We start from the raw sequence: 24,428 nt of genomic DNA, 5'->3' as shown, positions 1-24,428 counted from the left end.
TTGTTTTTTTGTGTTTGTTTTTGGTGTTTGTGTGGTTGTTTTGGCGTCTCCCCCCCCCCCCCCCCCCCCCCCCCCCCCCCCCCCCCCCCCCCCCCCCCCCCCCCCCCCCCCCCACCACCTTCTCGTGTCGTAGGGCCTTCGGTTGGCTGTGGTGGTGAGGGTGGTGCCGGCTGCGCCCTCCCGGTGGATTTCGTGCCCGTGCGAAGCTGGGTCGGTAACGGTGTGTGGTGAGGGGGATTCGGCATCAGCAGCTGTGGGGCGGGTGGGCAGCGGGCCGGGGGGTCGCCTTGGGAGGTGCCCTCTGGTGAAGGGGGCGGCGAGGCGTCCCGGGAGGCGGTCGGTGACGTGTCGGGGCATGCGTCCGGTGAGCTGTGTCGTGAAGCGTCCGGGGACGCATCCGGCGGCGGTCCCGAGGGCGCTTCCGTCTGTGCCTTCGGCGAAGTCCGCCCCCGCGGCCTGCTGGATCTTCGGGACGTGGATGGCGTCCCGGGGCTTCTGCGGTATCCGGCCGGTGCTGTCGTCGTGGTCGCCGGGCTGCCGGGTAGCGGTAAGAGCACGCTGTTGGGGCGCTGGGCGGGTGGGCCGGGGGCAGCGGTGGCGCGGGTGATCGATCCGCGTGCCGTGCACGTCGCCTGTGAGGCGGTGATGCCGCGGTGGCTGCCGTACCCGGTCTACCGGCCGTGGGCGCGGTGGCGGCTGGTGCGGGAGGTGGTGGCCGCGCTGCGTGGGGACGGTCCGGTGCTGGTCCACGACTGCGGGAGCCGGGCCTGGCTGCGGCGGTTGCTGGGGCGTGGCGCTGCCCGCCACGGCCGGACGCTCCACGTGGTCCTGCTGGATGTCGGTGCTGCCACCGCGCTCTCCGGGCAGCGGGCCCGCGCCCGCTGGGTGCGCCGCCGCGTCTTCGACCGCCACTGCCGCGGTCTGGGCCGGCTGCTGCGCTCCTTGGACCGTCCCGCCGACGGGCCTGCGGCGGAGCTGCCGGACACGCTCGCCGAGCTGACCTCGCTGGTGGTGCTGGACGCCGGTACCCGGGAGCGGGTGGCGGGCGTCCGCTTCGACGCGGCACCGCGGCGGCGGGGTGCGGACGGGCCGGAGGCGGCTGCGCCCCGCGGGGCCGCCGGGGCCGGGCCCCGCATATGCTCGCCCGTATGAGCGAAGCCGCACCGCTGGACCCCGAAGACCGCAAGATCATCACGCTCGCGCGCTCGGCGCGGGCCCGCAACGGCGTGCCCGAGGGGGCCGCCGTACGTGACGAGACCGGCCGCACCTACGTCGCCGGGACCGTGGCCCTGGAGTCGCTGAAGCTCAGCGCGCTGCAGACCGCCGTGGCGATGGCCGTCGCCAGCGGTGCGCAGTCCCTGGAGGCCGCCGCCGTGGTCACCGACGCCGAGTACGCCGCCGACGCGGACCGTGCGGCCGTCGCCGACCTGGGCGGCCCGGAGACCCCGGTGCTCGTGGCGGGACCCGACGGCACCCTGCGGGTCACCGCTCCGGCGGGCGACGCCCGGGCCTGAGCCCTGGCGGGCGGCGCCCGTGCCCGGCGGGGTTCTCCCGGCCGGGGCGCGGGCGCCGTCCCCTACCGCCCCCCTGGGCTCCGGGAGGCCGTCCGCCGCCGTTCCCGGGGCGCCGCCGGTCGGGCGTCCGTCCGCCGCCGGGGCGACCGGTGGTCGGGCGGGCCGTGGGGATCGGGGACAATGGGCGCCATGAGCGCTCGTACAGACTCCTCCGCCCCGCACCGCGCGGGCTTCGCCTGCTTCGTCGGCCGCCCCAACGCGGGCAAGTCCACCCTGACGAACGCTCTGGTCGGCACGAAGGTGGCCATCACCTCCAACCGTCCGCAGACCACCCGCCACACCGTCCGCGGCATCGTGCACCGCCCCGAGGCGCAGCTGGTGCTCGTCGACACCCCGGGGCTGCACAAGCCGCGCACCCTGCTCGGTGAGCGGCTCAACGACGTGGTCCGCACCACCTGGGCCGAGGTCGACGTGATCGGCTTCTGCCTCCCCGCCGACCAGAAGCTCGGCCCCGGCGACCGCTACATCGCCTCCGAGCTGGCCGGTATCAAGAAGACCCCGAAGATCGCCGTCGTCACCAAGACGGATCTGGTGGACTCCAAGGAGCTCGCCGCGCAGTTGCTCGCCGTCGACCGGCTCGGCAAGGAGCTGGGCATCGAGTGGGCCGAGATCGTGCCGGTCTCCGCCGTCGGCGACGCCCAGGTGGGCCTGCTCGCCGATCTGCTGGTGCCGCTGCTGCCGGAGAGCCCGCCGCTCTACCCCGAGGGCGACCTCACCGACGAGCCCGAGCAGGTCATGGTCGCCGAGCTGATCCGCGAGGCGGCGCTGGAGGGCGTCCGCGACGAGCTGCCGCACTCGATCGCCGTGGTCGTCGAGGAGATGCTGCCGCGCGAGGGCCGGCCCGCGGAGAAGCCGCTGCTGGACATCCACGCCAACGTCTACATCGAGCGCCCCAGCCAGAAGGGCATCATCATCGGCCCCAAGGGCAAGCGCCTGAAGGAGGTCGGCACCAAGTCGCGCAAGCACATCGAGGCGCTGCTCGGTACGCCGGTCTTCCTCGATCTGCACGTCAAGGTCGCCAAGGACTGGCAGCGCGACCCGAAGCAGCTGCGCAAGCTGGGGTTCTGAGCTTCTGCGCCGCCCGGCCCGTGCCGGTGTCCGGCACGGGCGCCCGGTGGACGGTCACGCCCGCTGCGCCCGCCAGGCGTCGCGCAGCCAGTGGAAGGACGCCTTCGGGGTGCGGCGCTGCGTCGCGTAGTCGAGGTGCACCAGCCCGAACCGCTGGGCGTACCCCTCGGCCCACTCGAAGTTGTCGGTCAGCGACCAGACGAAGTAGCCGCGGACGTCGACGCCCGCCGTCATCGCCGTGTGCAGCGCCCGCAGATGTCCGTCGAGGAAGGCGATCCGCTCCCGGTCGTCGGTGCCGTCGTACGCGCAGCCGTTCTCGGTGATGATCACCGGGGGCAGCCGGTCGCCGTAGCGGTCGCGGAAGGACAGCAGCAGTTCGGTGAGGGCCGCGGGCACCACCGGCCAGCCGAAGCCGGTCCGCGGGTACCCCTCGATCTCCCGGGGCGCGAAGGGGAGTTCCGGGGGCAGCGCGACGCCGCCGAACTCTGCCGGGGCGCCGTCCGGCAGCGGGGCGCCCACCCGGGTCGGCTGGTAGTAGTTGATGCCGTACCAGTCCAGCGGCTCCGCGATGATCTTCAGGTCCTCGGCGACCGGGCCCGGCAGCAGCGCCGCCAGATCGTCGTCCGGGTAGCGGCCCAGCAGCAGCGGCTCCGCGAACAGCCGGTTGAGTAGCAGGTCGTAGAGGTCGGCGGCGCCGGTGTCCGCGGCGGAGTCGGAGGCGGGCCAGGTCGGGCCGTGGGAGTTGGCGATGCCGATGTCTCTCGCACCGCGGGCGCGCAGCGCCTGGACGGCGAGACCGTGGCCCAGGAGCTGGTGGTGGGCGGCGGGCAGCGCGTCGAAGAGCAGCCGGCGGCCGGGGGCGTGGGCGCCGATGCCGTACCCCAGCAGGGTCAGTTCGGCCGGTTCGTTGAGGGTGATCCAGCGGTGTACGCGGTCGCCGAGCCGGGCGGCGACGGCGTCCGCGTACGCGGCGAAGTGCCCCGCGGTCTCCCGGCGCAGCCAGCCGCCGCGCTCCTCAAGGGCCAGCGGGGTGTCCCAGTGGAAGAGTGTCGGCACCGGGGTGACACCCGCCGCCAGCAGCGCGTCCACGAGCCGGTCGTAGAAGTCCAGGCCCCGGGCGTTGACCGGGCCGTCGCCGTCGGGCACCACCCGCGGCCAGGCCACCGAGAAGCGGAACGCCCCGGCGCCCAGCTCCCGCAGGAGGGCGACGTCCTCGCGGTAGCGGTGGTAGTGGTCGGCCGCCACCCGGGGGTCGGAGCCGTCCTTGATCCGGCCGGGCCGCTCGGCGAACGCGTCCCAGGACGACCGGCCGCGCCCGCCCTCGTCGACGGCGCCCTCGGTCTGCTGCGCGGAGGCGGAGACGCCCCAGAGGAAGGCGGCGGGGAAACGGGGGAGCGGGGCGGGGTCCGGCACCGTGGTCATGGCCGGAGCATGGATACCGCCGGTAACGGTGTCAAGGTCCGGGCGCCCGGCTGTCCGGATCGGCCCCAGAACACGGACGGAGGGCGGCGCGGCCCACCGGCCGCCACCGCCCTCCGTATCTCAACTCCCTTGCGTCGTACGTCAGTCACCCTCTTTCAGTACCCGGGTGATCAGCGTGCGCTGCTCCTCGGTCAGGCGCGGGTCGGAGCAGTAGACGGTTGTGCCGTCCACGGTGATCTGGTAGCAGAAGCCGTCCGGGACCCCGATCGGGGGCTCGGTGTGGCCCTGGGCGAGGGACCGTTCGGCGAGGGTGTGCCAGGCGTCCGCGTCGGACCGCGCCGAGGTGTCGACCTCGGCGCGGCGCTCGATGCCCGCGAAGCCACCGGTGCGTCTGATGTGAATGTGCATGGGTGGCTCCTACCCGCCCGGGGCGCCGCAGACGTCCCGGGGCTGCGCTATTTGGTGGTGACGCCGACCGTCGACCACGCCTTGACGACGGCCTCGTGCTCGGCGCCCGACGCCCCGAAGCGGGCCTTGGCCGCCTCGATGGTCAGCTTGGCGAAGTCGGCGAACTGGGCGGTCTTCGCCAGCTTCCCGCCGGTCAGCACGTCGTACCAGACCTGCCCTGCCTTCTCCCAGGCGTTGCCGCCGACCGCCGTGGCGAAGAGGTAGAAGGCGTGGTTGGTGATGCCGGAGTTGATGTGGACGCCGCCGTTGTCCTCCTGGGTGTCGACGAAGTGCTCCATCGTCGCCGGCTGCGGGTCCTTCCCGAGGTTCGGGTCGTCGTACGCGGTGCCCGGCGCCTTCATGGAGCGCAGCGCCGAGCCCTTGACGCCGGGGGCGAGGAGGTCGGCGCCGATCAGCCAGTCGGCCTGGTCGGCGCTCTGCTTGAGGGCGTACTGCTTGATCAGCGAGCCGAAGACGTCCGAGATGGACTCGTTGAGCGCGCCGGACTGGCCGTTGTAGTCGAGGCCCGCGGTGTACTGCGTGACGCCGTGGGTGAGTTCGTGGCCGATGACGTCCACCGGGATGGTGAAGTCCTTGAAGAGCTTGCCGTCGCCGTCGCCGAAGACCATCCGCTCGCCGTCCCAGAAGGCGTTGTCGTACTTCTCGCCGTAGTGGACGGTCGCGTTGAGCGGGAGGCCGGCGTCGTCGATGGAGTGGCGGCCGTAGACCTTCAGGTACAGCTCGAAGGTGGCGCCGAGCCCGGCGTGCGCGCGGTTGACCGAGGCGTCCTTGGAGGCGCTGTCGGCCTCGGAGTGCACCTTGGTGCCGGGCAGGTCCTGGCTGTGCCGGGCGTCGTAGATGGTGCGGTTCGGCTTGTCGGAGCCTTCGGTGCGGGCCGCGGCGGTGCGCAGCGTGCACTCGTGGCGCCGGGTGCGCAGGAACGCGTCGTGTTCGAGGGTGCGGCGGGCCGGCTCGTGGTGTTCAGGAGCGTCGGATTGTGCCAGCTTGTCGAGGAGGTGGGGCGGCACGATCGTGCAGAAAACGGGAGTGGCCGGGGTGCCCGGCTTCGAGTTGACGTCCATACCTGCAAATGTCGCATTGCGTGATGCCCGTGTCACTGCCCGCTTCTGAATTTCCCGAAAAGGTGTGGTGCGAAAACGTGCGCCTGAGCGCATTCCGGCCAGACTGTCCACGCGGTCCCGCATACTGATACGGGGCCGCAGGACTCGATCGGCTCGGTTAAGGTGCGAGGCATCATGCGTTTCGGGCTGCTTCTCCTTAGCTGCCGCGGCGAGGGCCTGTAGTCGTAGGCCGACCCCCTCCCCGCGGAGTTCGGTGCTGCGAGTGATCGCCCCGTCGGCCTTCCCCGGCTCCCGGACCAGCCCGGACCGGGGACTTCCGCGGACTGCACGAGGAGCCCCACGCACCATGTCGAACGCTTCGACCCCCGCCGAGAACGCCGTCGGCCGTCCCACCCCGGTCACCAACGCCACCCAGCTGCAGCGCCCTTCGGGTATGCCGGTCCACAAGTACGGCCGGTACGAAGCGGTCGAGATCCCCGACCGCACCTGGCCGGAAAAGCGCATCACCAAGGCGCCCCGCTGGCTCTCGACCGACCTGCGCGACGGCAACCAGGCGCTGATCGACCCGATGTCCCCGGCGCGCAAGCGGGAGATGTTCGATCTGCTGGTACGGATGGGCTACAAGGAGATCGAGGTCGGCTTCCCCTCCTCCGGCGAGACCGACTTCCAGTTCGTCCGCTCCATCATCGAAGAGGGCGCGATCCCCGAGGACGTGACGATCTCCGTCCTGACGCAGGCGCGCGAGGACCTGATCGAGAAGACCGTGGAGTCGCTGCGCGGCGCCCACCGCGCCACCGTCCACCTCTACAACGCCACCGCCCCCACCTTCCGCCGGGTCGTCTTCCGCGGCTCCAAGGAGGACATCAAGCAGATCGCGGTGGACGGCACCCGGCTGGTCATGGAGTACGCCGAGAAGATCCTGGGCGACGAGACGATCTTCGGCTACCAGTACAGCCCGGAGATCTTCACCGACACCGAGCTGGACTTCGCGCTGGAGGTCTGCGAGGCGGTCTGCGACGTCTGGCAGCCCGAGGAGGGCCGCGAGATCATCCTCAACCTGCCCGCCACGGTCGAGCGCTCCACCCCCTCGACCCATGCGGACCGCTTCGAGTGGATGTCGCGGAAGCTGACCCGCCGTGAGTTCGTCTGCCTGTCGACCCACCCGCACAACGACCGCGGCACCGCCGTCGCCGCCGCCGAGCTGGCCGTGATGGCCGGCGCCGACCGCGTCGAGGGCTGCCTGTTCGGCCAGGGCGAGCGGACCGGCAACGTCGACCTGGTCACCCTGGGCATGAACCTCTTCTCGCAGGGCGTCGACCCGCAGATCGACTTCTCGCAGATCGACGAGATCCGCCGCACCTCCGAGTACTGCAACCAGATGGAGGTCCACCCGCGCCACCCCTACGCGGGCGACCTGGTCTACACCGCCTTCTCCGGCTCCCACCAGGACGCCATCAAGAAGGGCTTCGACGCCATGGAGGCCGACGCGGCCGCCCGGGGCAAGACCGTCGACGACATCGAGTGGGCGGTGCCGTACCTGCCCATCGACCCGAAGGACGTCGGCCGTTCCTACGAGGCGGTCATCCGGGTCAACTCGCAGTCCGGCAAGGGCGGTATCGCGTACGTCCTGAAGAACGACCACAAGCTGGACCTGCCGCGCCGGATGCAGATCGAGTTCTCCCGCACCATCCAGGAGAAGACCGACGCCGAGGGCGGCGAGGTCACCCCGGCGGCCATCTGGGCCACCTTCCAGGACGAGTACCTGCCCACGCCGGAGAACGCCTGGGGCCGGATCGCGCTGCGCTCCGCGCAGACCTCCACGACCAGCGAGGGCACCGACGCGCTGACCGTCGAGGCGGTCGTCGACGGCGCCGACACCGTCCTGACCGGCACCGGCAACGGCCCGCTGGCCGCCTTCATCGACTCGCTGCACGCGATCGACGCGGACGTACGGGTCCTGGACTACGTCGAGCACACCATGAGCGAGGGCGCCGCGGCCCAGGCCGCCGCGTACGTCGAGTGCGCCATCGGCGACAAGGTCCTGTGGGGCGTCGGCATCGACGCGAACATCGTCCGCGCCTCCATCAAGGCCGTCGCCTCGGCGGTCAACCGCGCGGCCCGCTGACCGCCCGGGGCGCAGCCCCGCCGCCTCGGTGCCCCGTACGCCCGTACCCCGTGTACGCGGCGGGCGGGGCACCGTGCGTCAATCCGCCGCCCGCCGCCTCCCCCTGGCGGTGCGCACCCTTCGTCATTCGGCCGTTGTCCGTCCGGGGTGCTGACGCCGCATCGTGGATGTGGCTAACATCACGTCGGTGCGGCGAAGGGGCCGAGAAGCAGACGTTCGGTGCCCTCATGGCTACGGGGGAGATACGGAGGTCTGACGCGATGGTCAAGCTGGGTGTGGTGGGGGTACGCACGTCCTGGCGGACCGTCGCCGACGGCGAGTTCTTCTGCCCCGACTGCGGCGGCGACCGCAACTACCGCCGCCGCACCGGCCGGCGCCGCCTCACCGTGCTCGGTCTCCCGCTGCTCTCCCGCGGCCAGGCCGGGCCGGTCGTCGAATGCTCCGCCTGCCGCGGCCGCTTCGCCCCGGACGCCCTGGACCACCCGACCACCGTGCGGCTCTCCGCGATGCTGCGGGACGCGGTCCACACCGTCACCCTGGCGCTGCTGGCGGCGGGCGGCACCGCCTCGCGTGTGGTGCGGGAGACCGCCGTCACCACCGTCCGCGACGCCGGGTTCCCCGACTGCTGCGAGGACCAGCTGCTCACCCTCCTCGCCGCGCTCGCCGCCGACACCGGCGCGCTGAGCCCCGCCTTCGAGACGCTGACCGGCGACGACGGCGCCTCCCGCGGGCTGGACCCGTGCGGGACGGCCCTCGCCATCGAGCTGCACTCCTCCCTGGGCCCGCTCGCCCCGCACCTCGCCCCGGCGGGCCGGGAGGCGCTGCTGCTCCAGGCGGCCCGGATCGCCCTCGCCGACGGCGCGTACACCCCCGCCGAGCGGGAGGTGCTGGCCACCGTCGGCACCGCGCTGACGCTGGCGGACACCGACACCGAGCGTCTGCTGGCGGCCGCCCGCACCCCGTCCTGACCGGCCCGGATCCCGCAACGGCCGTCGGCCCCGCCGCCCACCACGGGCTGCGGGGCCGACGGCCGTCGGGACGGGCGATCAGCTCAGGCGTACCGGCAGCTCACGGAAGCCGCCGACGATGAAGCCGCCCGCGGGCTCCAGCTTCTCGGTGGGGACGGCGAACTCCAGGTCCGGGAAGCGGGCGAAGAGCGCCGGGAGCGCGGTCCGCGCCTCCATCCGGGCCAGCGGGGCGCCGAGGCAGTGGTGCACGCCGTGGCCGAAAGTGAGGTGTTCCGGGGCGGGGCGGCGGATGTCGTAGGCGCCGGCGGTGGGGCCGTGGTGCGCCTCGTCCCGGCCGGTGGCGGCGATGGCCGCGAGGATCGGCTCGCCCTTGCGGATGGTCGGGCCGTCCGGCAGCTCGATGTCCTCGACGGCGAAGCGGAGCGGGAGGTTGGCGACGCTGGGGGCCCAGCGCAGGGTCTCCTCGATGACGTCGTTCCAGCTCGCCTTCCCGTCGCGCACCAGCTGGAGCTGGTCGGGGTGGGTGAGCAGGCTGTGGACCGCGTTGCCGATGAGGTTGACGGTGGTCTCGTGACCGGCGACGAGGACGAGCAGGAGCGTGTCGATCAGCTCCGCCTCGCTCATCTTCTGACCGTCGTCGTCGCGGGCGGAGACCAGCAGGCTGGTGAGGTCCTCCGCGGGCTCCTTCCGCTTCAGCGCGACGAGGTTGCCGAGCAGCTCATGCGTCGACACCAGCGTGACCCCGGCCTCCTCGGGGTCGACGGTGGTCATGATGATCTCGGAGAGCCGGGCCAGCTCCGCGCGGGTGTCGCCGTCCGGTATGCCGAACAGCTCGCAGATGACCTGCATCGGCAGCGGGTGGGCGAACCCGGCGCGCAGATCGGTGGTGACGCCGGCGGGGAGCGCCGCGAGGTCGTCGAGGAGGGCGGTGGTGATGCGCTCGACGGACGGCAGCATCGCCTCGGTGCGGCGGGCGGTGAACGCCGGGGCGATCAGCTTCCGCAGCCGCTTGTGGTCGGCGCCGTACGCGGTGAACATGTTGTTCACGCCGACCCAGGTCTGCAGCCAGGTCTCGTGGTACTCGCCCCGCTGCCAGGCGGGCCAGTGCGCACGGGCGTTCTTGGAGACGCGCGGGTCGGTCAGCAGTTCCTTGAGCAGGGCGTGGCTGGTGATCGACCAGGCGGTGGGCCCGTCGGGCAGCTGGACCAGGGTGGCGGGGCCTAGTGCGCGGAGGCGTGCCGCCTCGCCGTGGATGTCGGCTCCGGTCGGGTCGATGGCGACGGGCTGCTGTCCCATGGTGTTGCTCCTGCCTGGTCGGGAGTGATCGGGGTGAAGCGGGCCGGAAGAGCCGCGAGGGCTCGTTGGAACCCGCCGGGCCGCCACGTCAGCGACTCCGCCGGAACGGCGAGTTCGATGTCGGAGAGCCAGGCGGTGAGACGTTCGATCGCGGTGGTCGCGATCACCAGGGCGTGCCGCTGGACGGGGCACATGTGCGGCCCCGCCGCCCATGCCAGATGGGCGCCGCTGCCGGACCGGTCGTCGAGCGCGACCTCGCCGAACTGCGTGTTGGCCGCCGCGTACGAGACCAGCACCAGCTGCCCCGCGCGCACCCAGGTGCCGTGGAAGAACACGTCGCGGCGCGGGTAGTGGGCGGAGTAGTTGGCCATCGGGGGGTCGTTCCACAGCACCTCGTTGATGGCGTCCTGCGCGGTGAGGGCGCCGCCGGAGAGGGTGCTGTAGTAACGGTCGTCGGAGAGCATCCGCGACAGGGAGTTGCCGATGAGGTTGGACAGCGGTTCGTTGCCCGCGGCCAGCGTCACGACGATCTGGGCGATGACCTCCTCGTCGCTCAGCCCGTTGAGGTGGTCGAGGAACCACGAGGTGAGGTCGGCGCCCCGCTCGGCCTTCTTCCGGCCGACCAGCTCCATGATGTACGCGGTGAACGCCGCGTCCGCGCTGGCCGCCTCCTCGGGCGTCGCCCCGTCCATCAGCCCGCCCACGGCGGCGATCAGCTGGTCGCCGTACTCCTCGGGCATCCCGAAGAGGTTGTTGAACATCAGCAGCGGCAGCCGCTGGGCGTACTCCGGCATCAGGTCCACGTCGCCGCGGGCGCCGAACTTCCGGATGAGGCTGTCGGCGGCGTGCCGGACGCGGGCGCGCAGTTCGTGCGGTTCGACGAGCCGGAAGCTGTCGGTGATCACCTGGCGGTAGCGCCGGTGGGTGTCGCCGTCGGAGAACAGCGCGTTCGGGCGCCAGCCCAGCATCGGCAGCACCGCGGAGTCCGGCGGCACGGTCTGCTGCCAGCTGCGGGAGTCCTTCGACCAGGTGGTGTCGTCGTTGAGCAGGTCGAGGGCGGCGCGGTAGTCGGTGACCAGCATCGCGGTGACGCCGGTGCCGATCTCGACGGGCGCCAGGGCGCCGTACTGCCGCAGATGGGCGTAGTAGCGGTGCGGGTCGGCCGCGAACTCCGGGTCGTACAGCCGCACCAGACCGCTCTGCTCGGCGGCGTCGGGACCGGTCGCGCCGTGCGCGGGGCCCGGCGCGTAGCCGTCCTGCGGTCCGGCGGGGGCCGCGCCGCCGTGCGCGTGCGCGGGGCAGCCGGGCGGCGGGGCGGCGCCCGGTTCGTACGGGGAAGTCACGGGTTCTGGTTCTCCTGGGGCGTATGGGCCAGCACATGTCCGACGAGGGAGATCAGCGCGTCGACGGACTGGTCGCGGTCGCGGGCGTCGCAGAGCACCAGCGGTGTGTCGGGGTGCAGGTCGAGCGCGTCGCGGAGCTGCTCGGTGTCGTAGTTCGGCGCGTCCGGGAAGGTGTTGACCGCGACGGCGTACCGCAGCCCGGCCTCCTCGATGATGTCCATCACCTCGAAGGAGTCCGCCAGACGGCGGGTGTCGGCGAGGACGAGGGCGCCCAGCGCGCCGCGGGCGATGTCCTGCCACAGCGGCCGGAAGCGCTTCTGGCCCGGGGTGCCGAAGAGGTACAGGACGAGGTCGCCGGGGAGGGTGAGCCGCCCGAAGTCGATGGCGACGGTCGTGGTGGTCTTCTCCCGCACCCCGGCGAGGTCGTCGACGAACGCGCCGGACTGCGTCATCACCTCTTCGGTGTGCAGCGGCTGCGTCTCGGACAGCGCGCGGATCAGCGTCGTCTTGCCGACTCCGAACGGCCCGGCGACCAGCAGCTTGACGAGCGTCTGGTCGGTGCCGGACAGGTACATCGAGCCGCCGCCGGTGGCGGGCGCGCCGCTAGGACTTGAGAGAGCGGAGTCCATCGAGAACCCTCTCCAGGATCTGCCGGTCGAATTGCTCGGCTTCGGGTATGGGGACACGGGCGTGCAGCCGCCCGGCGTCGACGAGATCGGCCACCAGGACCTTCACCACGCTGACGGGCAGCCGCAGATGGGCCGCCACCTCGGCCAGCGACAGCGCGCCGGGCCGCAGCAGCTCCAGGATGCGGCGCTCCTCCGGCCGCAGCTCGCTGGTGGGTGGCATGTCCACGCCGTGCAGCAGCGTCAGCCGGTCCAGCGTGTTGCGGCTGGGCCGGGCCCGCCCGCCGGTGGCCAGATAGGCCGGCACCAGGCGCCTGCCGTTCTGCCGCGGGGTCATGCGGGGCTGCCGAGGTCCCGGGCCGGGCTGTTCATGACCTTGGCGCCCAGCGTCGACACCTGCACCTGCATGTGGTGGGCGACGATGCCCATGTTGACCTCCGGCCCGGCGAAGACCGCCAGGCAGGTGTTCTCCCCGGCGGGGATGGCGAACACCCAGCCCTGCTCGGACTCGACGACGGTCTGCCGCAGCGTGGCGTCGCTCCGCTCGGCGAAGGCGGCGGTCACCGCCCGTCCGGCGCCCTGGAGCGCGGACATCATCGCGGCGACGCCCTCGGCCGCCTCACGGGTCAGGCCGGGTGAGGAGCCCTCGATGAATCCGTCGCCCGAGATGACGGCGGCGTGGATAACATGCGGCAGCTCCAGGAGAGGCGCCAGTACCCAGGACTTGTCCTCGGTGACGCGGCGGCGGGTCGGGGTGTTCATGCGTGGGGATTCCCTTCGGGGGAGCGAGGGGGCTCCGGACGGGCGGCGGCTGCCCGGCCGGATTCGGTACCTTGCTGGAGCGCGGCCCAGCGGGAGGCGGTTTCTTCCGGCGTGCGGTCGGCGACCGGTTCACTGCGCGGCAGGTTCGGCTCGGGCTCGGTGGCCGGGCGGCGGCGCCGGCGGCGCGGCAGCTCACCCTCGGCGCCCGGGGCGGCCCCGGGGTCGGGGTGCCCGAACGGCGTGCCCGGAGCGGGCGGGGACGGCTCGGTGGCCGGTGCGGGGGCGTGCTGGGCGGGCGACTGCGGGGCGGCCACCGGCGCGGGGCTGGTGCCGCTGCCCGTCGCGGGGACGGAGCCGCCCGCCGAGGCGGCCGGGCGGTGCGGCACGGGGGCCATGACGGACATCGGCTGCCGGCTCTCGTCGAGGACGGTCAGAAGCGGGTCGCCCGGGATGTAGATCACCGCACGGACACCGCCGTACGGCGACGACTCGACGTGCACCCCGAAGCCGTACTGGCGCACCAGCTGCCCGGCGGCGGCGAAACCCGCCCGCGGCGGGTCGCCCAGCTGGGTGAGCATGACCTCCCGCTCACCGGACATCAGCGCCATGGCGTGCTCGATCTCGTCGGCGTGCATACCGACGCCGTAGTCGTCGATGATCACCGACGCACCGCGGTTGCCCTGCTGGAGCGTGACGGTGACCGGCAGCTCCCGGTGCGAGTGGTGCAGTGCGTTGGCGAGCAGTTCGGTGACGGTGATCGCGATCGGCTCGACGGCCCGGGCGACGACCGCGATCGGGTCCCGCAGCTGGTTGCTGACCTGCACCCGCTCGTAGCCGCGCAGCCGGGAGGTGGCGCCGACGACCAGTTCGGCGAGGTAGGAGTCCTCGCGGGTGAGGCCCGGCCAGGCGCCGCAGACGACACCGGTGGCCTGGATGCGCCGCAGCGCCTGCTCGTTGAGGAAGTCCGCGTGGAGCAGGTCCTGGGCGACCGACGGGTCGTCGTAGCGGTGCTGCATCTCCTGGAGCGCGGTCTGGAGGCGGTAGAGCAGCGCCTGGATGGTGGTGGTGGCGCCGCGCAGCGTGGCCTGGGCGGCGGCGTCGACCCGCAGCCGCTCCTTGGTGACCGCCTCGGAGATCTGGTCCAGCACCGCGGTGAGCGCGTGGTCCGTCTCGGAGTCCGCGAACCGCCCGTCGAGGAGACCGCGGACGGGCACGTGCGGATGGGCCAGTGCCGTCGTCAGGTCGGGGATGCGCGCACCGGCCAGATGCCGGATCTCCGCCTCGGTGGCCCGCAGCCGGGCCTGCAGCTCGGTGTTGCCGCGTACCGTCGCCGCGTTCTGTTCCTCGGCGGCGGCCAGGCGCCCGGTGAGGGCCTTGCCTTGCCGCTGGGCGCGGAACAGGCACGCGGCCAGCACCACGGCGGCGGCCGTTCCTGCACTGAGGCACCACAGCAGTGCCTCCGGTATGGATGTCATCGAGATCCTTGTTGGGGGAACGGGGCCGGTCGTCCCGGTGCCGACCACACGGCGTCAACGGCACGCAAGCGCCGCGTACGGCCGCACGAAAGCCCGGGCCTGACGGAATGTTACCGGCGCGTCGGTTGCGGTAACGGGCCGTTCCCGGGGTGGTCGGAGAGGTGCGGAAGGTGTGCTGCGATCCCGTGGGCCGGGCGGGGAGTGGGCGGGGGTGCTCCCGGGCGGCGGTGGCACACCGAGGGTCGCCGCGCCGCCTCCGGCGGTTGCCGCAGGTGCCGCCGCCGCGGCTGCGGGTGCGCCGCGGCGGGGTGTTCGAGCGGGCGGCGGTGCATTGCGTGCCTTCCTCCGACGCCGATGTGGCCAGGTCAGGGATGCCCGCGGCGAGAGCCGCGGCGACGAGAAGAGCGTAGGGGTCCGCCGCGCCCTTCACCAGGGATGAACGGGCGACGATCGCCACACAAGCCCGGGCCCGGAGGCGGAGGTTGACGCGGCGGCACCTGGTGATCTAAATGGGCGCGCGGCGCGTCCCCGGGGCCGTCCGCAACCGTTCTCCGGCCCCGGCGCACAAGGCTTTCCCGCGCGCCGGTCCGCACCTTCGCGCGCCCTCCGACCTCTTGTGGCGGACGGTCCGGAAGGGCGTCGCATCGACGGATCCGCGGGGGAGCCCTGTCGTGAAATCCCCGCAGGGTGACGGGTTTTCGCTCACCCTCTGAGCTTTTCTCGAAAGAACGGCCGGATTTCCGGTCCGCACCGAATAAGGGGCGACGCGCCGAATGGGGTCTTACGGTCTCGCGTTCCGCCTCCGGCCGTGCCATCCGCCGTGGTGCGGGAAAAGGAATACGTGCGCGAACGGGCTGCCTTGTGCCGGGGTGCACCCATTCGCCGGGCCGGCGGTCCGGGGCCTCGAATGTGGTGCGAACCGCCCGGTGTTCACCGCCTTGTGAAGCATTGGCCATAACCCTGCTCCGGTTACCCGACCCGGGCTTTGCGGTGCGCCCCTCGTTGCGCAGTCCGGGCCGAGGGGTCACTCTTTACCCCCCAACGGCGAAAGCTCCGACAGAAGGTGTGGGTCTCCGATGGACCGGATCGAAGAAGTTGAATCCGTCACCAAAGAATTGCGAAATACCCTCGCACGCGCGGGAATCGTCCTGCCGTCCCTTGGACCCGACCCCGTTTCCTGTGCCAATTACGCGATGCTCCCGCTGGTGGAATTGGGCCGCTGCACGATGGATGTCGCCCGGCGGCTGACGGACGCGCTGGGGGAACGATGAGCACCGCGCCCCGGCCACCGGTCGGCGCCTTCGCCCTCGATATCCGTACGGCGCGGGTCGGCAAGGTCGTGGCGGTCGACGGCGAAATCCTCCGGCTGCGGCCGATCGGCGGGGGCCGGGACTGGGAATGTGCCCGCACGACGGTGCGGCCGGCCACCGTCACCGAGCGTCTCCGGGCGACGACCGCGTACGTGAACGCCCGCAGCAGAGGCGAATTGGCCTGACGCCCTTCCCGGCGGGGTCCGGGCCGGAAAGGCTCCACCCCGCCGCCCGGCGGCCCCGTTCGTCCGCCGATGCGCAATTCCCCGGCCACCCCGTGTTCCGCGATTCCCCGGTTTTCCGAGTTACCCGAGCTTTCCGCGATTTCCGCCGTTCCCGGCATTTCCGCCCGCCCCTCGCCCGTCCGGACCGGTCGCGCCGGCGGCGGGCAATCCCCGCACCGGCCGCCCCGCCGCCCCCGGCGCATGCGGGACAATGGCGCCATGAGTCTGTTCCGCGACGACGGCATCGTGCTGCGCACCCAGAAGCTCGGGGAGGCGGACCGGATCATCACGCTGCTCACCCGCGGCCACGGACGGGTGCGGGCCGTCGCCCGCGGAGTACGGCGGACGAAGTCGAAGTTCGGCGCGCGCCTGGAGCCGTTCTCCCACGTCGACGTGCAGTTCTTCGCCCGCGGCAGCGAGCTGGTCGGGCGCGGGCTGCCGCTGTGCACCCAGAGTGAGTCGCTCGCGGCGTACGGCGGCGGGATCGTCACCGACTACGCCCGCTACACCGCGGGCACCGCGATGCTGGAGACGGCGGAGCGCTTCACCGACCACGAGGGCGAACCGGCGGTGCAGCAGTACCTCCTCCTCGTCGGCGGGCTGCGGACGCTGGCCCGCGGCGAGCACGCACCGCCTCTGGTCCTCGACGCCTTCCTGCTCCGCTCGCTGGCGGTGAACGGCTACGCCCCGAGCTTCGGCGACTGTGCGAAATGCGGGCTGTCCGGTCCGAACCGGTTCTTCTCGGTCGCTTCGGGCGGGGTGGTGTGCGGCGACTGCCGGGTGCCGGGAAGCGTCGTACCCTCCTCGGAGGCCATCGGGCTCCTCAGCGCGCTGCTGACCGGCGACTGGGAGACCGCGGACGCGAGCGAACCCCGGCACGTCCGGGAGGGCAGCTCACTCGTCGCGGCGTATCTGCACTGGCATCTGGAGCGCGGACTGCGTTCGCTCCGGTACGTGGAGAAATAGCCCGGCGGTATGGTCCGGGGGGTGGCGCGCAGCCGCCCGGCGAACTCAATCGACCTCGGTATTCAAGACAATGGGAGACGTGGGCCGCATGGCACGACGCGGAATTCTGGGCCGTAATCGACGCGAATACGAGACGCCCGAGCCGCACCCCTCCGGTGCGCGTCCCCCGCGGATCCCCGGGGAGCTGGTTCCCGAGCATGTGGCCATCGTCATGGACGGAAACGGCCGGTGGGCCAAGGAGCGCGGACTGCCGCGCACCGAAGGCCACAAGGTCGGCGAGGGCGTCGTCATGGACGTCCTCAAGGGCTGCATCGAAATGGGCGTGAAGAATCTCTCGCTCTACGCATTCTCCACCGAGAACTGGAAGCGTTCGCCGGACGAGGTCCGCTTCCTGATGAACTTCAATCGCGACGTCATCCGGCGGCGGCGTGACGAAATGGACGCGCTGGGTATCCGCATCCGGTGGGTCGGGCGTATGCCGAAGCTGTGGAAGTCCGTTGTCCAGGAGCTCCAGATCGCCCAGGAGCAGACCAAGGACAATGACGCGATGACGCTGTATTTCTGCGTGAATTACGGCGGTCGCGCGGAGATCGCGGATGCCGCTGCGGCCATTGCCGCGGATGTGAAGGCGGGCAAACTCGATCCGTCCAAGGTCAGTGAGAAGACCGTCGCGAAGTACATGTATTACCCGGACATGCCGGACGTCGATCTCTTCGTTCGCCCGTCGGGTGAACAGCGCACCTCGAACTACCTGATCTGGCAGAGCGCCTACGCCGAGATGGTGTTTCAGGACATTCTCTGGCCTGATTTCGACCGCCGGAACCTCTGGGAAGCCTGCCTGGAGTACGCCAAGCGTGACCGCCGGTTCGGTGCGGCGCCGATCGCCGAGGGCGAGTCGGCGGTCTGACGGCCACCGGACACATACAAGGGCCGCCTCCCGCTCGGGGAGGCGGCCCTTGTGCCGTACCGGGGTGCCGCTACTTCTGTGCGGCCTCGGCGCAGTCGCCGCAGGTGCCGAAGATCTCGATGGTGTGCGCGACATCGCGGAAGCCGTGCTCGGCGGCGATCTGGTCGGCCCACTTCTCCACCGCCGGGCCCTCCACCTCGACCGCCTTGCCGCAGGTGCGGCAGACGAGGTGATGGTGGTGGTCGTCGGTGCTGCACCGGCGGTAGACGGCCTCGCCGTCGCTGGTCCGCAGGACGTCGACCTCGCCGGCGTCCGCGAGCGACTGGAGCGTGCGGTAGACGGTGGTCAGGCCCACCGAGTCGCCCCGGTGCTTGAGCATGTCGTGCAGTTCCTGGGCGCTGCGGAACTCGTCGACCTCGTCGAGAGCGGCCGACACCGCGGTCCGCTGTCGCGTCGACCGGCCGCGTACCGGGGATCCCGCGCTCGTCGCCACCGTTGCCTCCTAGGTCGTGGTCGTCCCCCTGGACGGGCGTGTGGCCATTGTGCCAGGTGATGACCGGATCGCCGGGGTGACACTTACGCCCCCGCGGCGCCCGCCGACCGGACCCGCGCTCAGACCTGTACGTCGTCCGCCGGGGCGCGGCCCTCGGGTACTTCCAGGGTGCACCCGTCGGTGCCCCCGGCGGCGGCCCGCGCCCGTTTCCCGGCGAGCGGCGCGGCGAGCAGCGTGAAGAGGACGAAGACGGCGATGGCGAAGAGCACGATCGTCGCGCCGGAGGGCACGTCGACGTAGTACGAGGTCGCGGTGCCGGTCACGGTGACGCCGATGCCGATCGCCACGGCCAGCGCGAAGGTGACCGCGAAGCTGCGGCTGATCTGCTGGGCGGCGGCGACCGGGATCACCATCAGCGCGGAGACCAGCAGCAGGCCGACGACGCGCATCGCGACGGTGACGGTGACCGCGGCGGTGACCGCGATCAGCAGGTTCAGCAGCCGTACCGGCAGACCGGTGACGCGGGCGAACTCCTCGTCCTGGCAGACCGCGAAGAGCTGGCGGCGCAGCCCCACGGTGATCGCCAGGACCAGCGCGGCCAGTACGCAGATCGCCGTCATGTCCTGCGCGGAGACGGTGGTGATCGAGCCGAAGAGGTATGTGCTCAGGTTGGCGTTGGAGCCGGCGTCGGAGAGGTTCATCAGCATCACACCGCCCGCCATGCCGCCGTAGAACAGCATGGCCAGCGCCAGATCGCCGCGGGTCTTGCCGTACCAGCGGATCAGCTCCATGGCGACGGAGCCGGCGATGGCGACGAAGGTGGCGATCCACACCGGACCGGCCCACGCCGAGCTGCTGTTGATCAGGAAGCCGAGGCCGACGCCGGTGAGGGCGACATGGCCGATGCCGTCGCCCATCAGGGACTGGCGGCGCTGGACGAGGTAGATGCCGATGGCGGGTGCGGTGATGCCGACGATCAGGGCGGCGATCAGGGCCCGCTGCATGAAGGCGTAGGTCAGGATTTCCATGTCAGCTCAGCAGTCCCGTCCCCAGCGCCGCGGGGGCCGGGTCGTCGGCGTGCGGGTGGACGTGGTCGTGGCCGGGCAGCGCGTGCTGGCCGACGGCCTCGGGCGGCGGGCCGTCGTGGACGACGCAGCCGTCGCGGAGCACCACCGCCCGGTCGATCAGCGGCTCCAGCGGGCCCAGCTCGTGCAGGACGAGCAGGACGGTGGTGCCGCGGGCGACCTGCTCGCGCAGCGCGCTCGCCAGCACCTCCTGGCTGGCGAGGTCCACCCCGGCCATCGGCTCGTCCATGATCAGCAGTTCCGGTTCGACGGCCAGCGCGCGGGCGATCAGCACCCGCTGGTGCTGGCCGCCGGAGAGCGCCGTGGCGGAGTCCTTGGCGCGGTCGGCCATCCCGACCAGCTCCAGCGCGTGGTGGACGGCCTCGCGGTCGGCGCGGCGCGGCAGCCCGAAGCGGCTGCGGGCCAGCCGCCCGGAGGCGACGATCTCCCGGACGGTGGCGGGCACCCCGCCCGCGGCCGTGGTGCGCTGCGGGACGTAGCCGACGCGGTGCCACTCCTTGAAGCGGCGCAGCGGCGTGCCGAAGAGGGTGAGGTCGCCGCCGGTCAGCGGGACCTGGCCGATCACGGAGCGGACGGCGGTGGACTTGCCGGAGCCGTTGGCGCCGAGCAGCGCGACGACCTCTCCGGCGTGCACGGTCAGATCGACGCCGCGCAGCACGGGCCGGGAGCCGAGCGACGCGGTGGCGCCGCGCAGCGCGATGACCGGGCGGTCCGGCTGCTGGGGTGACGTTTCTTCCATGCTGACCTCCGTCGTGGACCCGGGGTGAGTGGTCACTTGGTGCCGAGCGCCTTCCGGAGGGCGGCGAGGTTGGCGTGCATCACGCCGAAGTAGTCCTTGCCGCGGGAGGCGTCGGTGATCCCCTCCAGGGGGTCGAGCACGTCGGTCTTCAGGTGCAGGTCGCCGGCGAGCGTCTTGGCGGTGGCCGGGTTGGCGAGCGTTTCGAAGAAGACCGTCGAGACGTGGTGCTTCTCGGCCACGGTGTGGAGGTTCTTGATGCGGTTCGCGCTGGGCTCGGACTCGGGGTCGAGGCCGTTGATGGCCTCCTCGGTCAGGCCGTAGCGCTCGGCGAGGTAGCCGAAGGCCGCGTGGGTGGTGAGGAAGGTGTCCGACGCGCGGTTCTTCAGGCCCTTCTCGAAGTCGGTGTTCAGCCCGTCCAACTTCTCGACCAGGGCGTCGGTGTTCTTCTGGAAGTCGGCCTTGTGGGCCGGGTCGGCCTCGGCCAGCGTCGCGTTCACGCCCTTGGCGACCTCGGCGTACTTCACCGGGTCGAGCCAGATGTGCGGGTCGGCGTCGGCGCCGGTCGCGGAGTGGCCGTGGTGGTGGCCGTCGACCTCGTCGCCGTGCTTCTCCAGGGTGGTCATGGCGGCGGCGTCGGCGATGTGCTCGACGCCGGACTGGGCGACCGCCTCGTCGACGGCGGGCTGGAGCCCCTTGAGGTAGACGATCGCGCCGGACTCGCCGAGCTGGCCGGTCTGCTTGGGGGACAGCTCCAGGTCGTGGGGTTCGACGCCGGGCTTGGTGAGGTTGGACACCTCGACGTGGTCGCCGCCGATCTGCCGGGCGAGGAACTCCATCGGATAGAACGACGCCGTCACCCGCAGCTTCCCGCCGCTGGCGCCCGTCGTGGCGGTGGAGCAGCCGGAGAGGGCGAGAAGGCCGAGGCCGCAGGCTCCGGCCAGGGCTGCGGTGGATATGCGACGGCGTGTGTTCATGACTGTCATTTTCAACAAAAGTGGAAACGATTGTCAACAACATGTTCGAACGGGGTCCCGGGGCGGGTGGTACCGGGAGGAAGCGGAGAGGTGCCCCAGGCGATTTGGCCCGGGGGGTACGCCCGCCGGTAACCTGAATCATTCACCCGCACCGGCGCGCAGCGCCGCCGCCCATCCATCGTTCGCCGTCGTAATGAAGAGAGCACCGTGGCCGCCGACAAGATCGACAGCATCGTCAGCCTGAGCAAGCGCCGTGGCTTCGTCTACCCCTGCAGTGAGATCTACGGCGGTTCGCGCGCCGCCTGGGACTACGGTCCGCTGGGCGTCGAGCTGAAGGAGAACCTCAAGCGCCAGTGGTGGCGCGCGATGGTCACCTCGCGTGAGGACGTCGTCGGTATCGACTCGTCGGTGATCCTGGCCCCCGAGGTCTGGCAGGCGTCCGGCCACGTCGCCACCTTCACCGACCCGCTCACCGAGTGCACCTCCTGCCACAAGCGCTTCCGCGCCGACCACCTGGAAGAGGCGTACGAGGCGAAGCACGGCCGGCTGCCCGCCAACGGTCTGGCCGACCTGAACTGCCCGCACTGCGGCAACAAGGGCGGCTTCACCGAGCCCAAGCAGTTCTCCGGTCTGCTCTCCACCCACCTCGGCCCCTCGCAGGACACCGCCTCGGTCGCCTACCTGCGTCCCGAGACCGCGCAGGGCATCTTCACCAACTTCGCGCAGGTCCAGCAGACCTCCCGGAAGAAGCCCCCGTTCGGCATCGCGCAGATGGGCAAGTCGTTCCGGAACGAGATCACGCCGGGCAACTTCATCTTCCGCACCCGCGAGTTCGAGCAGATGGAGATGGAGTTCTTCGTCAAGCCGGGCGAGGACGAGCAGTGGCACGAGTACTGGATGGCCGAGCGCTGGAACTGGTACCGCGACCTCGGCATCCGCGAGGAGAACATCCGGTGGTACGACCACCCCAAGGAGAAGCTCTCCCACTACTCCAAGCGCACCGCTGACATCGAGTACCGCTTCAACTTCGGCGGCACCGAGTTCTCGGAGCTGGAGGGCGTCGCCAACCGCACCGACTTCGACCTGTCGGCGCACGCCAAGGCGTCCGGCCAGGACCTCTCCTACTTCGACCAGGAGGCCGGCGAGCGCTGGACCCCCTACGTCATCGAGCCGGCGGCGGGCGTGAACCGCGCGATGCTCGCCTTCATGCTCGACGCGTACATCGAGGACGAGGCGCCGAACGCCAAGGGCAAGATGGAGAAGCGCACCGTCATGCGCCTCGACCCGCGTCTGGCGCCGGTCAAGGTCGCGGTCCTGCCGCTCTCCCGCAACCCGCAGCTGTCGCCGAAGGCCAAGGGCCTCGCCACCGACCTGCGCAAGAACTGGAACATCGAGTTCGACGACGCGGGCGCCATCGGCCGCCGCTACCGCCGTCAGGACGAGATCGGCACCCCGTTCTGCGTCACCGTCGACTTCGACACCCTCGACGACAACGCGGTCACCGTCCGCGAGCGCGACACCATGAAGCAGGAGCGCGTCTCCCTGGACCAGATCCAGGCGTACCTGGGCGCGCGGCTGCTCGGCTGCTGACCCGGGGCGGGCTCCGGCCCGTCGCCTCCGAGCGTGGCCACCGGCCCCGCCCGCACACGCTGCGGGCGGGGCCGGTGGCCTTTTCGCGGCGGGTCAGCGGGGATCCGGGCGCAGCGCGAGCGCCGCACACACCGCCGCCAGCGGGAGTTCGGCGGCCAGGGCCATGGCGGCGGCGGTGGCCAGTTCGGCGCCGGGCGCGGCGGTGGCGACGTCCACGACGGCGTCGGCGAGCAGCAGCAGGGCGGCGGCGGCCGCGGGACGGCGATGCCCCGGGGCGCCGCGCAGCAGGCGGCGGCCCGCGTTCAGCAGGGCCGCGGCCTCCAGGAGATCCAGGGCCCCCCAGCCCGCGGCCTGCCCCGGCGGCAGCGTGGCGGCGAGGCAGACGGTCCACGGCAGCAGGGCGAGCCCGGTGCCGGTCAGCAGCCGGCCCGGCCAGCGGCGTCCCTCCGTGGCGAGCGGGCGCCAACGTGCCTTCAGGCAGGGCGAGTTGAGGGGCAGCGTCATGATCCGGGTCCTTTGCGGCGACGGTGAACCCGGACGTCGGGCCCGCACTCCACCCTGGTCATCCCGGCCGCCGGTGTCGGTAGTCCACGGGCCCGACCGGGGGTGGTGCCAGGTACAGCCCCGATCCGGTCCCCACCTGCATGGCGGGCCCGGGCGGGCGCCCCGTACGGTTCCGGCATGACCCTCCCGCCCCGGTTGCGCCGGGCCCTGCTGCGGCTGCGGCGCGATCTCCTCTTCACCGCGGCCGGGGTGCTGCCGCATCTGCTGGTGGTCCCGCTGTACCTGTGGGCGGCCCTGCTCCTCGGGGCGACGCTGACCGGCAGCGACGCGGACGCCCCGGTGATCCTCGCCGCCCCGCTCGCCCTGCTCTGCGCCGCGGGTCCGGGCCTCACGGAGGTCCAGCGGTGGCGGTTCCGGGCGCTGTGCGGGGTGGAGCTGCCGCGCCTCGGACTGCGGCGGCTGCGGCGGCAGTTCGGCTACAACTGGCTGATCGGCCCGCTCCTCGGCACCCTCGAACTCCTGCTGCTGACGCTGCTGGTGGCCGGTCTCGCCGCCGCGACGGTGCTGCTGTGGATCTGGGCGCTGCCCTGGCAGTGGCGCCTCGGCCACCCCGGCTACACCACCCAGGCCACCTACCTCACCGGCCTCGGCCTGCTCGCGCTGGCCGCCGTCGTCCCGGGCGCCGCCGGGCTGGTCCGGCTGGAGAACCTGGTGGGCCGGGCGGTGCTGGGCGTCAGCCGCCACGACGAGCTGGAGCGGCGGGTCGAGGACCTGACCGCGAGCCGGGCCGGGGCGGTGGACGCGGCGGACGCCGAGCGCCGCCGCATCGAACGCGACCTCCACGACGGCGCCCAGCAGCGGCTGGTCTCCCTCGCGCTCAACCTGGGGCTGGCGAAGGCGACCCTCACCGATCTGCCGCCGGAGGCCCGGGAGGTCATCGAGGCGGCGCACCGCGAGGCGAAGGACGCGATCGAGGAGCTGAGCCATCTCGTCCGCGGGCTGCACCCGGCCGTCCTCGACGAACTCGGCCTGGACGCCGCCCTGTCCGGGCTCGCGGCCCGCGCACCGCTGCCCGTACGGCTGCGGGTCGATCCCCTGGAGCGGACCAGCGCCGCCGTCGAGGGCGTCGCGTACTTCGTCGTCTCCGAGGCGCTGACCAACGTCGCCAAGCACGCCCGGGAGGCGACCCGGGCCGAGGTGACGGTCGCCCGGATCGGCGGAATACTGCGGGTGGTGATCGCCGACGACGGGCCGGGCGGGGCCGATCCCGCCCGGGGCAGCGGTCTCAAGGGGCTGGCGCAGCGGGTGCGTTCGGTGGACGGGACGTTCCGGATGAGCAGCCCGGTGGGCGGCCCGACGACGATGAGTGTGGAGCTGCCGTGTCCGAGGTGAGCGCGCCGACGGCGCCCGCCACCGGGCCCGGCGCGAGCGAGGGGGCGAACGGCGTG

General features: G+C 72.1%; 25 protein-coding genes. 11 read left to right on the top strand and 14 right to left on the bottom strand.

The genetic code is table 11. The features are described from left to right. Nucleotides 1-474 precede the first annotated feature (474 nt). The 3 genes from ACZ4U4_RS24580 to era all read left to right on the top strand — a co-directional run bounded on the left by ACZ4U4_RS24580 (nucleotide 475) and on the right by era (nucleotide 2,642). Nucleotides 475-1,152 carry an AAA family ATPase gene (locus ACZ4U4_RS24580; protein ID WP_467878134.1) on the top strand — a complete coding sequence of 226 codons (678 nt, stop codon included), beginning with the start codon at nucleotides 475-477 and terminating at the stop codon, nucleotides 1,150-1,152. Then, entirely contained in the window at nucleotides 1,149-1,514 is a 366-nt protein-coding gene (locus ACZ4U4_RS24575; RefSeq protein WP_467878131.1) for a cytidine deaminase, read from the top strand. Before ACZ4U4_RS24580 ends, ACZ4U4_RS24575 begins: the two co-directional genes overlap by 4 nt. A 189-nt stretch (nucleotides 1,515-1,703) precedes the next feature. Beyond that, nucleotides 1,704-2,642, top strand: coding sequence for a GTPase Era (era, locus tag ACZ4U4_RS24570; RefSeq protein WP_467878128.1), 939 nt, complete (start codon nucleotides 1,704-1,706; stop codon nucleotides 2,640-2,642). 54 nt (nucleotides 2,643-2,696) lie between these two features. Here the strand turns inward: era and ACZ4U4_RS24565 are convergent, their stop codons facing one another. From ACZ4U4_RS24565 to ACZ4U4_RS24555, 3 genes are all read right to left on the bottom strand, one after another. Next, nucleotides 2,697-4,064 (bottom strand): GH1 family beta-glucosidase, encoded by a 1,368-nt coding sequence (locus tag ACZ4U4_RS24565; protein ID WP_467878126.1) that lies wholly within the window; start codon nucleotides 4,062-4,064, stop codon nucleotides 2,697-2,699. Between the two features lie 141 nt (nucleotides 4,065-4,205). Then, entirely contained in the window at nucleotides 4,206-4,472 is a 267-nt protein-coding gene (locus ACZ4U4_RS24560; RefSeq protein WP_467878123.1) for a protealysin inhibitor emfourin, read from the bottom strand. 47 nt (nucleotides 4,473-4,519) lie between these two features. Continuing rightward, the gene (locus ACZ4U4_RS24555) at nucleotides 4,520-5,593 is read right to left on the bottom strand and encodes a M4 family metallopeptidase (RefSeq protein WP_467878121.1); all 1,074 of its coding nucleotides are present in this window, start codon (nucleotides 5,591-5,593) and stop codon (nucleotides 4,520-4,522) included. A gap of 346 nt (nucleotides 5,594-5,939) precedes the next feature. Between ACZ4U4_RS24555 and leuA the strand changes: the two genes are divergently transcribed. Continuing rightward, nucleotides 5,940-7,718, top strand: coding sequence for a 2-isopropylmalate synthase (leuA, locus tag ACZ4U4_RS24550; protein WP_467878118.1), 1,779 nt, complete (start codon nucleotides 5,940-5,942; stop codon nucleotides 7,716-7,718). Between the two features lie 260 nt (nucleotides 7,719-7,978). Continuing rightward, on the top strand, nucleotides 7,979-8,686 hold the full coding sequence (locus ACZ4U4_RS24545; RefSeq protein ID WP_467878116.1) for a tellurite resistance TerB family protein: 708 nt from the start codon (nucleotides 7,979-7,981) through the stop codon (nucleotides 8,684-8,686). Between the two features lie 78 nt (nucleotides 8,687-8,764). Here ACZ4U4_RS24545 and ACZ4U4_RS24540 read toward each other — a convergent pair whose 3' ends face one another. The 6 genes from ACZ4U4_RS24540 to ACZ4U4_RS24515 are packed head-to-tail and all read right to left on the bottom strand — an operon-like array spanning nucleotide 8,765 to nucleotide 14,188. Continuing rightward, on the bottom strand, nucleotides 8,765-9,982 hold the full coding sequence (locus tag ACZ4U4_RS24540; RefSeq protein ID WP_467878113.1) for a cytochrome P450 family protein: 1,218 nt from the start codon (nucleotides 9,980-9,982) through the stop codon (nucleotides 8,765-8,767). Then, complete coding sequence (locus ACZ4U4_RS24535; protein ID WP_467878111.1) at nucleotides 9,907-11,325, bottom strand: cytochrome P450; 1,419 nt, start codon at nucleotides 11,323-11,325, stop codon at nucleotides 9,907-9,909. Before ACZ4U4_RS24535 ends, ACZ4U4_RS24540 begins: the two co-directional genes overlap by 76 nt. Continuing rightward, entirely contained in the window at nucleotides 11,322-11,900 is a 579-nt protein-coding gene (locus ACZ4U4_RS24530) for a GTP-binding protein (RefSeq protein ID WP_467878354.1), read from the bottom strand. The genes ACZ4U4_RS24535 and ACZ4U4_RS24530 overlap by 4 nt, the downstream gene beginning before the upstream one ends. Nucleotides 11,901-11,928: 28 nt before the next feature. After that, nucleotides 11,929-12,288 carry a DUF742 domain-containing protein gene (locus ACZ4U4_RS24525; protein ID WP_030286933.1) on the bottom strand — a complete coding sequence of 120 codons (360 nt, stop codon included), beginning with the start codon at nucleotides 12,286-12,288 and terminating at the stop codon, nucleotides 11,929-11,931. Then, on the bottom strand, nucleotides 12,285-12,713 hold the full coding sequence (locus ACZ4U4_RS24520) for a roadblock/LC7 domain-containing protein (protein WP_467878109.1): 429 nt from the start codon (nucleotides 12,711-12,713) through the stop codon (nucleotides 12,285-12,287). Before ACZ4U4_RS24520 ends, ACZ4U4_RS24525 begins: the two co-directional genes overlap by 4 nt. Further along, complete coding sequence (locus ACZ4U4_RS24515; protein ID WP_467878107.1) at nucleotides 12,710-14,188, bottom strand: ATP-binding protein; 1,479 nt, start codon at nucleotides 14,186-14,188, stop codon at nucleotides 12,710-12,712. Before ACZ4U4_RS24515 ends, ACZ4U4_RS24520 begins: the two co-directional genes overlap by 4 nt. A gap of 1,076 nt (nucleotides 14,189-15,264) precedes the next feature. Here ACZ4U4_RS24515 and ACZ4U4_RS24510 point away from each other — a divergent pair. The 4 genes from ACZ4U4_RS24510 to ACZ4U4_RS24495 all read left to right on the top strand — a co-directional run bounded on the left by ACZ4U4_RS24510 (nucleotide 15,265) and on the right by ACZ4U4_RS24495 (nucleotide 17,595). Then, nucleotides 15,265-15,459 (top strand): hypothetical protein, encoded by a 195-nt coding sequence (locus ACZ4U4_RS24510; RefSeq protein ID WP_078654204.1) that lies wholly within the window; start codon nucleotides 15,265-15,267, stop codon nucleotides 15,457-15,459. Beyond that, nucleotides 15,456-15,683, top strand: a complete 228-nt coding sequence (locus tag ACZ4U4_RS24505) for a hypothetical protein (RefSeq protein WP_467878104.1) — start codon at nucleotides 15,456-15,458, stop codon at nucleotides 15,681-15,683. The genes ACZ4U4_RS24510 and ACZ4U4_RS24505 overlap by 4 nt, the downstream gene beginning before the upstream one ends. A gap of 258 nt (nucleotides 15,684-15,941) precedes the next feature. Further along, nucleotides 15,942-16,688: a DNA repair protein RecO gene (recO, locus tag ACZ4U4_RS24500; protein ID WP_467878102.1), complete on the top strand. Its 747-nt coding sequence runs from the start codon at nucleotides 15,942-15,944 to the stop codon at nucleotides 16,686-16,688. Nucleotides 16,689-16,776: 88 nt separating this feature from the next. Next, nucleotides 16,777-17,595: an isoprenyl transferase gene (locus ACZ4U4_RS24495; protein WP_467878351.1), complete on the top strand. Its 819-nt coding sequence runs from the start codon at nucleotides 16,777-16,779 to the stop codon at nucleotides 17,593-17,595. 70 nt (nucleotides 17,596-17,665) lie between these two features. Here ACZ4U4_RS24495 and ACZ4U4_RS24490 read toward each other — a convergent pair whose 3' ends face one another. From ACZ4U4_RS24490 to ACZ4U4_RS24475, 4 genes are all read right to left on the bottom strand, one after another. Further along, nucleotides 17,666-18,088 carry a Fur family transcriptional regulator gene (locus ACZ4U4_RS24490; protein ID WP_467878098.1) on the bottom strand — a complete coding sequence of 141 codons (423 nt, stop codon included), beginning with the start codon at nucleotides 18,086-18,088 and terminating at the stop codon, nucleotides 17,666-17,668. Nucleotides 18,089-18,207: 119 nt separating this feature from the next. Beyond that, entirely contained in the window at nucleotides 18,208-19,116 is a 909-nt protein-coding gene (locus ACZ4U4_RS24485) for a metal ABC transporter permease (RefSeq protein ID WP_467878096.1), read from the bottom strand. Nucleotide 19,117: 1 nt separating this feature from the next. Next, nucleotides 19,118-19,912 (bottom strand): metal ABC transporter ATP-binding protein, encoded by a 795-nt coding sequence (locus ACZ4U4_RS24480; protein ID WP_467878094.1) that lies wholly within the window; start codon nucleotides 19,910-19,912, stop codon nucleotides 19,118-19,120. A 32-nt stretch (nucleotides 19,913-19,944) separates the two neighbouring features. Next, entirely contained in the window at nucleotides 19,945-20,886 is a 942-nt protein-coding gene (locus tag ACZ4U4_RS24475) for a metal ABC transporter substrate-binding protein (RefSeq protein WP_467878092.1), read from the bottom strand. Between the two features lie 207 nt (nucleotides 20,887-21,093). Between ACZ4U4_RS24475 and ACZ4U4_RS24470 the strand changes: the two genes are divergently transcribed. Continuing rightward, nucleotides 21,094-22,476 (top strand): glycine--tRNA ligase, encoded by a 1,383-nt coding sequence (locus ACZ4U4_RS24470; RefSeq protein WP_467602898.1) that lies wholly within the window; start codon nucleotides 21,094-21,096, stop codon nucleotides 22,474-22,476. 93 nt (nucleotides 22,477-22,569) lie between these two features. Here ACZ4U4_RS24470 and ACZ4U4_RS24465 read toward each other — a convergent pair whose 3' ends face one another. Beyond that, nucleotides 22,570-22,980 (bottom strand): hypothetical protein, encoded by a 411-nt coding sequence (locus tag ACZ4U4_RS24465; protein ID WP_467878089.1) that lies wholly within the window; start codon nucleotides 22,978-22,980, stop codon nucleotides 22,570-22,572. 177 nt (nucleotides 22,981-23,157) lie between these two features. Here ACZ4U4_RS24465 and ACZ4U4_RS24460 point away from each other — a divergent pair, with 177 nt between their 5' ends. Beyond that, nucleotides 23,158-24,372 (top strand): sensor histidine kinase, encoded by a 1,215-nt coding sequence (locus tag ACZ4U4_RS24460; RefSeq protein ID WP_467878086.1) that lies wholly within the window; start codon nucleotides 23,158-23,160, stop codon nucleotides 24,370-24,372. Nucleotides 24,373-24,428: the final 56 nt, after the last annotated feature.

Source organism: Streptomyces sp. NPDC029159 (assembly GCF_055564055.1).
The sequence above is the reverse complement of the archived record's forward strand: the minus strand, read 5'-3'. Positions and strand labels throughout refer to the sequence as shown.

Coding starts and splice junctions, on each gene's coding strand:
- ACZ4U4_RS24485 (WP_467878096.1), bottom strand. CDS start 19,116: ATGGAAATCCTGACCTACGCCTTCATGCAGCGGGCCCTGATCGCCGCC.
- ACZ4U4_RS24465 (WP_467878089.1), bottom strand. CDS start 22,980: ATGACGCTGCCCCTCAACTCGCCCTGCCTGAAGGCACGTTGGCGCCCG.
- ACZ4U4_RS24495 (WP_467878351.1), top strand. CDS start 16,777: ATGGCACGACGCGGAATTCTGGGCCGTAATCGACGCGAATACGAGACG.
- ACZ4U4_RS24460 (WP_467878086.1), top strand. CDS start 23,158: ATGACCCTCCCGCCCCGGTTGCGCCGGGCCCTGCTGCGGCTGCGGCGC.
- ACZ4U4_RS24555 (WP_467878121.1), bottom strand. CDS start 5,593: ATGGACGTCAACTCGAAGCCGGGCACCCCGGCCACTCCCGTTTTCTGC.
- ACZ4U4_RS24560 (WP_467878123.1), bottom strand. CDS start 4,472: ATGCACATTCACATCAGACGCACCGGTGGCTTCGCGGGCATCGAGCGC.
- ACZ4U4_RS24565 (WP_467878126.1), bottom strand. CDS start 4,064: ATGACCACGGTGCCGGACCCCGCCCCGCTCCCCCGTTTCCCCGCCGCC.
- ACZ4U4_RS24475 (WP_467878092.1), bottom strand. CDS start 20,886: ATGAACACACGCCGTCGCATATCCACCGCAGCCCTGGCCGGAGCCTGC.
- era (WP_467878128.1), top strand. CDS start 1,704: ATGAGCGCTCGTACAGACTCCTCCGCCCCGCACCGCGCGGGCTTCGCC.
- ACZ4U4_RS24525 (WP_030286933.1), bottom strand. CDS start 12,288: ATGACCCCGCGGCAGAACGGCAGGCGCCTGGTGCCGGCCTATCTGGCC.
- ACZ4U4_RS24545 (WP_467878116.1), top strand. CDS start 7,979: ATGGTCAAGCTGGGTGTGGTGGGGGTACGCACGTCCTGGCGGACCGTC.
- ACZ4U4_RS24520 (WP_467878109.1), bottom strand. CDS start 12,713: ATGAACACCCCGACCCGCCGCCGCGTCACCGAGGACAAGTCCTGGGTA.
- ACZ4U4_RS24510 (WP_078654204.1), top strand. CDS start 15,265: ATGGACCGGATCGAAGAAGTTGAATCCGTCACCAAAGAATTGCGAAAT.
- ACZ4U4_RS24480 (WP_467878094.1), bottom strand. CDS start 19,912: ATGGAAGAAACGTCACCCCAGCAGCCGGACCGCCCGGTCATCGCGCTG.
- ACZ4U4_RS24505 (WP_467878104.1), top strand. CDS start 15,456: ATGAGCACCGCGCCCCGGCCACCGGTCGGCGCCTTCGCCCTCGATATC.
- ACZ4U4_RS24540 (WP_467878113.1), bottom strand. CDS start 9,982: ATGGGACAGCAGCCCGTCGCCATCGACCCGACCGGAGCCGACATCCAC.
- leuA (WP_467878118.1), top strand. CDS start 5,940: ATGTCGAACGCTTCGACCCCCGCCGAGAACGCCGTCGGCCGTCCCACC.
- ACZ4U4_RS24575 (WP_467878131.1), top strand. CDS start 1,149: ATGAGCGAAGCCGCACCGCTGGACCCCGAAGACCGCAAGATCATCACG.
- ACZ4U4_RS24530 (WP_467878354.1), bottom strand. CDS start 11,900: ATGTACCTGTCCGGCACCGACCAGACGCTCGTCAAGCTGCTGGTCGCC.
- recO (WP_467878102.1), top strand. CDS start 15,942: ATGAGTCTGTTCCGCGACGACGGCATCGTGCTGCGCACCCAGAAGCTC.
- ACZ4U4_RS24515 (WP_467878107.1), bottom strand. CDS start 14,188: ATGACATCCATACCGGAGGCACTGCTGTGGTGCCTCAGTGCAGGAACG.